Genomic DNA, 213 nt, shown 5'->3' with positions numbered 1-213 from the left:
GTCGCGATCGTTCACTAATCGATGTATGAAGAAGTTGTGAATCTGGGAAACAATAGTAGGTGAAATATCGGCAGGCCGCTGACTAGATAGTGTGAGGTATACGCCATATTTGCGTCCCTCCTTGATTATTTCTTCAAAGAGTTCAAGCCGGTAGTCTTTCCAGATTTCATGCTCACGGGTGGACTGCTCTGACAAAATATTGTGTGCCTCATC

Annotated in this window: 1 pseudogene; it reads right to left on the bottom strand. The window is 44.6% G+C overall.

Annotated elements, in window-relative coordinates:
- Positions 1–213, bottom strand: a pseudogene (locus FDX22_RS30365) (ATP-binding protein); the annotation flags it as partial.

It is taken from the genome of Citrobacter sp. TBCS-14, assembly GCF_005280805.1.
GTDB classification, from domain to species: Bacteria; Pseudomonadota; Gammaproteobacteria; order Enterobacterales; family Enterobacteriaceae; genus Citrobacter; species Citrobacter gillenii.
This window is presented reverse-complemented; position numbering and strand designations above follow the sequence as displayed.